Raw genomic sequence first — 6,735 nt, 5'->3', positions numbered from 1 at the left:
GCGGTGTTCCACAGGTCGAGTTCCGGGTCGAGCTGGCGGCCCAGCCCCTCGACGTTCAGCAGCGTCTTCTGCAGCAGSAYCAGCTGCGGCTGGATCTCGACGTTGAAGCGCCGCGAGGTCTGGAACAGCCGCAGCAGCACCTGGCCCAGCGAGATGTCCTTCAGCGGCCGGTCGAAGTGCGGCTCGCAGACCGCGCGGATCGCCCCTTCGAGCTCATCGACGCGGGTGTTCGCCGGCACCCAGCCCGACTCCACGTGCAGTTCGGCAACGCGCTTGTAGTCGCGGCGGAAGAACGCGATGAAGTTCTGCGCGAGGTATTCCTTGTCGAACTCGGTCAGCGTGCCGACGATGCCGAAATCGAGCGCGATGTAGTGCCCGAAGGTCTTCGGGTCGACGCTGACCTGGATGTTGCCCGGGTGCATGTCGGCGTGGAAGAAGCCGTCGCGGAACACCTGCGTGAAGAAGATCGTCACGCCGTCGCGCGCGAGCTTCGGGATGTCGACGCCGGCGTCGCGCAGCCGCTGCGCCTGGCTGATCGGCAGGCCGTACATGCGCTCCATCACGATCACGCTGGTGGTGCACAGGTCCCACACCATCTCGGGCACCAGCACCAGGTTCAGGCCCTGCATGTTGCGGCGCAGCTGCGCGGCATTGGCCGCCTCGCGCACCAGGTCGAGCTCGTCGTGCAGGTAGTTGTCGAATTCGGCCACCACCTCGCGCGGCTTCAGGCGCTTGCCGTCCGACGACAGGCGCTCGATCCAGCGCGCGATGCTGCGCAGGAGTGTCAGGTCGTCCTCGATCACCGCGAGCATGCCGGGGCGCAGCACCTTCACGGYGACCTCGCGCCCGCTCTTCAGCGTGGCGAAGTGCACCTGCGCGATCGAGGCACTGGCCACCGGCTCGGCCTCGAAGCTCGCGAAGATGTCCTCGATCGGCCGGCCGTAGGCGTGCTCGACCAGTTGGCGGGCGAGCGCCGCCGGAAACGGCGGCACGCGGTCCTGCAGCCGGGCCAGCTCGTCGGCGAGGTCGTCGGGCAGCAGGTCGCGGCGGGTCGACAGCACCTGGCCGAACTTGACGAAGATCGGCCCGAGCCGCTCCAGCGCTTCGCGCAGCCGCACGCCGCGCGGCGCGTGCAGGCGGCGGYCGAGCGTCATCACCCGCACCAGGGCCCGCACCCAGCGCTGGCGGAAGCCCGACAGCGCGAGCTCATCGAGCCCGTAGCGCAGGACGATGAAGCCGATGAACAGCAACCGCAGCAGGTGCCTCATCGTCAATCGCCGCGGCGCTTGACCAGGCCCTGCAGCACGTGCACCGCCTCGCGCAGGCCACCGGCCACCATCGCGGCGAAGCGCGAGAGTTCATGCGCCGGGGCCGGGCCGATGATCTTGGCCAGGTCGTCCTGCAGGTCCCAGCGCAGGTTGTCGATCAGCCAGCTGACGTCGGCGGCGAAGGCCGAATCGCCCTCGATGCCGACCTTCGGGCGCACGCCGCCGAACCACTGTGCGGCCAGGCGCGCCGGGTTCGACGCGTCGAGCGTCAAGCGGAGATCGGGGTTGGCGGGCGGCTCCTCGCCACACCATTCGAGCAGGCCGGCCGGCGTCACGCGGAACGCGATCTGCGGCGGCGGGGGCAGCAGCGAGGGCCAGCCGGTGAGCGAGAGCTGCACGCTGCGGCCGGCATGCGGCTTGAGCCGGTCGGTGGCGACGGTCTCGGACGCGATCACGTGGTTGAGCAGCAGGGTGATGCGCTCCAGCGCACCGGCGCCGAGCGACGCGAAGAAGGCATTCAACATGCGCGGGATTGTAGGTGGCACAGTCGGTGACACATCAGCACACTCCATCCCGGGGGCTCTCCGCGGCGCGACAGCGACTTATCATCCAGCGCCCTGCCCTCTGCGCCGCATTCCATGCCCACCATCCTGCTGACCGGAGCCACCGGCTACATCGCGTCCCACACCTGGCTTGCGCTGCAGGCCGCCGGTTTCGACGTGGTGGGTGTCGACAATTTCGCGAACAGCTCGCGCATCGTGCTGCAGCGCCTGGCCGAGCTGGGCGGGCAGGCGCCGGTCTTCATCGAGGCCGATGTCTGCGAGCGCGCCGCGATGGATGCGGTGTTCCGGCAGCACCGCATCGACGCGGTGGTGCACTTCGCGGCGCACAAGGYGGTCGGCGAATCGGTGCAGAAGCCGCTGGAGTACTACCGCAACAACCTCGGCGGGCTGATCAACGTGGCGCAGGCGATGCAGGACCATGGCTGCAAGCGGCTGGTGTTCAGCTCGTCGGCCACCGTCTACGGCCAGCCCGAGCGGCTGCCGATCACCGAGGATGCGGCGCTGTCGGCCACCAATCCGTACGGCACGACCAAGCTGCTCGGCGAGGAGCTGCTGCGCGAGCTGGCGCGCTGCGATGCGGCGTGGCAGATCGCTTTCCTGCGCTACTTCAACCCGGTGGGCGCGCACCCGAGCGGGCGCATCGGCGAGGACCCGCGCGGCGTGCCGAACAACCTGATGCCGTACGTCGCGCAGGTGGCGGTCGGCCAGCGCGAGTTCCTGCAGGTGTTCGGCGACGACTACGACACGCCCGACGGCACCGGCGTGCGCGACTACATCCACGTGATGGACCTGGCCGACGGGCATGTCGCGGCGCTGCGCTTCCTGCTGGAGCGGCAGCGCTCGGTGACGGTGAACCTGGGGACCGGCCGCGGCTACAGCGTGCTGGAGGTCGTAAAGGCCTTCGAGCGCGCGAGCGGCAAGGCGGTGCCGTACCGCATCGCGCCGCGGCGGCCGGGCGACGTGGCGGCCTGCTATGCGGATCCGGCGCTGGCGCGCGAACTGCTCGGCTGGTCGGCGACGCGCGGCATCGATGCGATGTGCGCGGATGCGTGGCGCTGGCAGAGTGGGAATCCGCGCGGGTTCGCGTAGCGCCTGCATCAGGGCGATGCACGCAGGCCCTGTTCGCAATTCAATTCAGCAGACAAGGCACTTGTTCGGCTTCGGCTCGAAACGGCTTTCTTGCACTTCGGCTAGAAGGGCACGCCTTTGGCGCCACTCATCCTGTCGTCGAGTATCAATGTAAGGTTCGATGCTTTGCCCCGCAATTGCTTGGTCAATGGACCCTGCGATCGCATCCCTCACCTTGTCGAACTTCTTTTTCGTCGAGTCATTCATGCAGTCCTTGACGACCATCCACAAGGCTTTCGCTTGCCCCACATTGACGACGAGCAGGTCATCGAAAAGACGGAGAAGGAATTCCGGAAGTTCACCTTTGCACAGGAGTGTCCCCATCTTCTCCTCATTGATCGTCAGTTCGCATGTCTTCCAGTCAAACCCGGAGATGACTTCCGCCTGGACAGCCAACCCGATCACCCGGGCGAGATTCGGCGCCTTCGCCAATCGTCCCGACTGCGCAGAAAGCTCTTTCAACAGCGGGCGGATCCGGTCACGGTCGTTCTTATGAATTTTGGAACCCYTGTTCTTCAGAGTACGGGATGCACCCCTGAGCCTCGCGCAGAGGAAACTGATCCTTCTTGGGGAATCACACCGCAAGGCCCTGATCGTTTCCATGATCTCCTGCTTCTCACTCTTGCGGCCATCGGTCGCGGCATTCACATAGGCATCGGCCAATGCCGTGCATTCCCCTTCGAACAGTTTTTGATGCAACGCCTCCGCGTCATGAATGGGAATGGGCAACAACTTCGCAAGATCAATCACGAAATCCACCCCCATCTTGACGAAGCAATCCGCCATCTCCTTCGCCAAGTCACCGGGCAGGCCTCGCCCAGCGGCTGCGATACGAGCACCAGCGATTGCAACCGACAGCTGCAAATCCCGGCCTTTGTGCCCCTTTGGGTCGAGTGAATGGCTCGGTCTGTTTCCGGGGGCGGTCTTGGGTTTGATGCGGTTCATGTCAACGTGGCAATGCGTGATGCAACTGCGTACGGGAACGCGTCCCGCACACGAGTCCACTGAGTGACACGCGCTCGCTGATGGTTCCAAACGCCCGTATGACTCGCCGGTTTCGACAGGCTCAACCCGAACGGGTTGTCAGCCTGCGCCCGATCGCCGCCACCAGCCGCAGCCGTGCCGCCTCGCGCGAGAACGTGTGGTCCGCCTCGTCGATGAACTGCAGCGCCAGATCGCCGGTCTTCAACGCCCGCCGTGCCGTCTGCCGCGCACCGTCCTGCAGCATGTCCCAGCCCGGATCGTTGGACGACACGAACAGCGACACCTTCTGCTTCGCCGCGAACAGCTGCCGCAGTTGCCGCGACAGCAGTGGCCCGCGGGACGGGAACAGCAGCTCGTTGACGGCGCTCACCCGCGACATCACCTGCTTGCGCAGGTGCGACAGCAGCACGCCGCCGAGGTAGACCAGGTTCACCTGCCCGCGCAGCAGCTTCTTCCAGCTGTCGAGCCGGCGCATCGTGCCCTTGTAGTGCGCCACCGCCGAGAAGTGCTGCGTGTCCACCGCATCGCCCTCGACCCAGCGCCAAGTCAGCGGGTTGATCAGCACCAGCTCGCTGACCAGCGACGGCTCGACCAGCCCGGTCTGGAACGCGGTGTAGGCGCCGGAGCACAGCCCCATCAGCACGAAGCTGTGCACGCCGAAGCGCTCGCGCAGGCTGTGCAGGATCTGCCGCGCATCGGGCACCGCGCTGTCGGGGTACGGGTGGTTCTCGCGACCGGTCCCGCGCTGCACGCTGTCGCCCAGGCCCTCCAGGTCGCAGCGCACCGTCGGGAAGCCGAGCGCGGCGAACTCGCGCGCGAGCGTCACGTACAGCCGGTTCGGGCCGACGTGGTGCACGGTGCCGGAGTTGAACAGCACGATCATCGGCCGCGCGGCATCCACCCCATCGGCCTGCACATGCAGCCCGAACAGCTGCCCTTCGCTGCCGAGCGCACACAGCGTCTCGGTCAGCGTGATCGTGCGGCCRTCGGCCATCGCATGCGCGAAGCGCGCCTGCGCCGCGCCGGCCGGCGTCGGCAGCAAGGGCGGTGCCGCCTCGCGCAGCGCGGTCTGCGCCACCATCCACTGCACGATGCCGTCCAGCGCCTGGCGCGGCACGACGGTGTGCACCGGCTCAGCCATCATGTCGGCATAGCCGGCGCAGGCGATCGCATCGGTCGCGATGCCGAGCGTCAGCAGGTGCTCGCGCAGCGCTTCTTCCTCGCCGATCAGGTCGTCGCGCGCGACGAGCAGCGCGCGGCCGCTGACACGCAAGGCCTCGCGCGTGAGCTGCACGCCCTTCACGGCCTCCTGCGTCTCGCGGGTCACGAGGAAACCCGCCGGCTCCAGCGGAGCGCTGACCGGCCGCTGGCCGCCGCCGGCCGCCATGTCGAGCGCCTGCAGCTCGCGCACATGGCGCCGGCCCGAGGCGCACACGTTCCACAGCACCAGCCAGTCGACCTCGCGCTGCACGGCGACCAGCGCCGCCAGCGTCGCGCCCAGCCGCACGCCGAGCAAGCCGACGCGCGCGCTGCCGCTGAGCGATTGCGCCGCGGCGATCGCCGCATGGATGTCGTCCTGCCAGCGCTGCAAGCGGCCGGCGTCGGTCTCCAGCCCCGGCGAATCGCCGGTGCCGTGGTAGTCGAAACGCAGCGCCGGCACGCCCGAGCGCGCGAGGTCGTCGGCCAGGTGGCGCAGCGAGCGGTGGCCGTGCGCGTACTCGTAGCCCATCGGGTTGCAGATCACGACGACCGCATCGCGGCGCGGCACCGCATCGGCCACGTGGTACCAGCCGAACAGCGGCTGCTCGGCGCTGCCGAGCATCAGCGGCTCGCGCCTTACCTCAGGGCGCCGCGTGGCGTCCGGCTGCAGCGGGATGTCGTCAGTCCGCACGGACGGTCACCGTCTCTCGCAGGTTCAGCGCGCCGAGGTGCGCCTTGAACTTGCGCGGCGCGGCGTCGAGCGGGCGCAGGCGCAGCGTGCGACGCGACTGCGGCGCCAGGTGGAAATGCAGGTCGTCGGCCGCGTAGCCGGCGCACTCGATGTACAGCGACTGGATGAGCGCCGTGCTCTCCAGCATCAGCTCGATGCTGCCGTCGTCGAGGCGCGCGGCCTGCGCCGTCAACGCACCGGCGCGCTGCGGCGGCAGGTCCAGGCCATGCGGGAAGTGGAAGTCCTCGGCCAGCGTCCGGCCTGCCTCGTCAATCAGCCGCGCGACCGCCACATCGTGCTGCGGCKGCCCGAACCGGTACGCATACGCGGTGTCGGCGAAATGCCCGACCAGCGCGTCGGCCTGCAGCGCAAGGCGCTCGTTCGCCGCCAGCATCACGCCGATGCTGCCGCCGGCGGTGCGCACCTGGCCGTCCTGGTACAGCGTGAACTCGACGCTGCCGGCGAACGGCGCGCTGCCCTCGTTGTGCACCTGCAGTTGCAGTCCGTCGAGCCCGCCGTCGGTGATCAGCACGGTGCGCGCCGCCCAGGCGCGCTTCAGCGCCCAGTACACCGCCTTCGGCCGGCCGGTGCTGTCGACCAGCCCCCAGCCGGCGCCGGGCCACAGGTCCTTCAGGAACCACACCAGAGCGCCGCCGCAGACGCTGCCGGGAGCCCGCCATTCGGCGAACACGCGCTTCAGCACCTCGCCAGTGACCGCGCGCGACACGGCCAGGTAGCGCGCGATGTCGGTGCTGCGCAGCGCGACCGGATCGAGCCCGGTGAGCTCGCGCAGGTAGTGGTCGCGGATGTCCTCGAAATCCCAACCGGCGCCGTTGTCGCGCGGCTGGCGCTGCTTCCACAG

5 protein-coding genes and 1 pseudogene are annotated in these 6,735 nt (G+C 68.5%); 1 reads left to right on the top strand and 5 read right to left on the bottom strand.

The window, feature by feature from the left end:
- Positions 1-1,268, bottom strand: a 1,268-nt coding sequence (gene ubiB, locus AC1D12_RS20475) for a ubiquinone biosynthesis regulatory protein kinase UbiB (protein WP_477842511.1), incomplete at its 3' end; no start/stop codon positions are given.
- Positions 1,269-1,270: 2 nt separating this feature from the next.
- Positions 1,271-1,792: a hypothetical protein gene (locus tag AC1D12_RS20470; protein ID WP_047503224.1), complete on the bottom strand. Its 522-nt coding sequence runs from the start codon at positions 1,790-1,792 to the stop codon at positions 1,271-1,273.
- Positions 1,793-1,906: 114 nt separating this feature from the next.
- Between AC1D12_RS20470 and galE the strand changes: the two genes are divergently transcribed.
- Positions 1,907-2,920, top strand: coding sequence for a UDP-glucose 4-epimerase GalE (galE, locus tag AC1D12_RS20465; RefSeq protein WP_477842510.1), 1,014 nt, complete (start codon positions 1,907-1,909; stop codon positions 2,918-2,920).
- A 45-nt stretch (positions 2,921-2,965) separates the two neighbouring features.
- Here the strand turns inward: galE and AC1D12_RS20460 are convergent, their stop codons facing one another.
- The 3 genes and pseudogenes from AC1D12_RS20460 to AC1D12_RS20450 all read right to left on the bottom strand — a co-directional run.
- Positions 2,966-3,904, bottom strand: a complete 939-nt coding sequence (locus AC1D12_RS20460; protein ID WP_477842509.1) for a hypothetical protein — start codon at positions 3,902-3,904, stop codon at positions 2,966-2,968.
- Positions 3,905-4,025: 121 nt separating this feature from the next.
- Positions 4,026-5,834, bottom strand: coding sequence for an alpha/beta fold hydrolase (locus tag AC1D12_RS20455; protein ID WP_477842508.1), 1,809 nt, complete (start codon positions 5,832-5,834; stop codon positions 4,026-4,028).
- Positions 5,824-6,735 (bottom strand): annotated as a pseudogene (locus AC1D12_RS20450) (glycoside hydrolase family 2 protein); the annotation flags it as partial. The gene AC1D12_RS20455 and the pseudogene AC1D12_RS20450, both read right to left, overlap by 11 nt.

It is taken from the genome of Rhizobacter sp. P1_G5, from assembly GCF_056405435.1.
Note: the sequence above shows the minus strand (reverse complement) of the source record. Positions and strands in the feature narration are given on the sequence as shown.

Excerpts from the sequence above, each read along its gene's own strand:
- AC1D12_RS20470 (WP_047503224.1), bottom strand. The coding sequence starts at position 1,792 with ATGTTGAATGCCTTCTTCGCGTCGCTCGGCGCCGGTGCGCTGGAGCGC.